Origin of the sequence: Streptomyces sp. FH025 (assembly GCF_017427025.1) — a bacterium.
Taxonomy (GTDB): Bacteria; Actinomycetota; Actinomycetes; order Streptomycetales; family Streptomycetaceae; genus Kitasatospora.
Map to the genome: position 1 here is coordinate 1 of NZ_JAFLNG010001182.1, position 1,210 is coordinate 1,210.

At 76.4% G+C, this 1,210-nt stretch carries 2 protein-coding genes; one reads left to right on the forward strand and one right to left on the reverse strand.

Annotation, left to right across the window (positions count from 1 at the left end; all coding sequences use genetic code 11):
- Positions 1 to 308, reverse strand: a 308-nt coding sequence (locus J0670_RS38285) for a MerR family transcriptional regulator (protein WP_207817376.1), incomplete at its 3' end; no start/stop codon positions are given.
- A gap of 68 nt (positions 309 to 376) precedes the next feature.
- On the opposite strand from J0670_RS38285, the gene J0670_RS38290 reads away from it, so the two are divergent.
- On the forward strand, positions 377 to 1,210 hold an 834-nt coding region (locus tag J0670_RS38290), incomplete at its 3' end, for an NAD(P)-binding domain-containing protein (RefSeq protein ID WP_207817377.1).

Consider the following 1,210-nt stretch of genomic DNA (forward strand, 5'->3'; position numbering starts at 1 on the left):
GCGAGTTCGTCCATCTGCCGGGTGATGCGCTCGCGTTCCCGGGCGAGGCCGGCCAGCAGTTCCGGGCAGGTGGGCCCGGGGCGACGGTGGCCCGGGCGGGGCAGGCCGGGGAGGATCTCGGCAACGGCGGCGCTGTTCAGTCCAGCCGCGAGGAGGGTGCGGATGCCGTGGACGGTGTCCACGTCCCGCTCGCCGTACTCGCGGTAGCCGCTGGGGCGGCGCTCGGGGGTGAGCAGGCCCTGTTCCTCGTAGTAGCGCAGGGCGCGCGGGGTGGCGCCGGTGCGCCGGGCGAGTTCTCCGATCCGCATCGCGGCACCTCCGGTGGTCGGCTTCCGGCTTGACTCTGCCGTCGGCGTGAAGCTCTAGCGTAACCGGCATGCCGAACCGAGGATCTTCCCCAACCACCCCTGCTCGCACCGCTGTTGCCGTACTCGGCCTGGGCCCGATGGGCCGCGCGCTGGCCGCGGCACTGCTGGCCGCCGGGCATCCGGTCACGGTCTGGAACCGCACGCCGGGCCGGGACGCCGAACCCGTCGCGCTGGGCGCACGCACGGCCGCGAGCGCCGCCGAGGCCGTGGCGGACGCCCCGCTGGTGCTGCTGTGCGTACGTGACCGGGCGGCCGCGCGGGCCGTGCTGGACGCCGCCGGGGCCGCGCTGCACGGCCGGACCGTCGTCAACGCCACCTCGATCGCGCCGGACGACGCCCGGGCGGGCGCCGCCGAGGCTGGGGAGCGCGGCTACCGGCTCCTCGACGCCGCGATCCTCACCCCCGTCGCGACCATCGGCCGCCCCGAGGGAACCCTCCTGCTGAGCGGCGATCCGGAGGCCTTCGCCGCGCACGAGGCGACCCTCCGAGCCCTGGGCACGGTGCGCCACCTGGGCGCGGACCCGGGACGGGCGGCGGCCTTCGACGCGGCGCTGCTGGACCTGTTCTGGACCACCGTCCAGGGCTACCTGCACGCCCTCGCCCTGGCCCGCGCCGAGGGCATCAGCGGAGCCGAACTCGCCCCGTACGCCAAGGGGTTGACGAGCATTCTCCCCCCGATCATCGACGACTACGCTCAGCGCGCGGACGAGGGCCGTCACCCGGGCGACCGCAGCAGCGTGGCCTCCGCCGAGGCCGGGCTGGCGCACGTCGCGCACACCGCCCGGGCGCGCGGCCTGGACACCTCCGTCCTGGACGCCGCGCTCGCGCTCACCCGGCGGGCG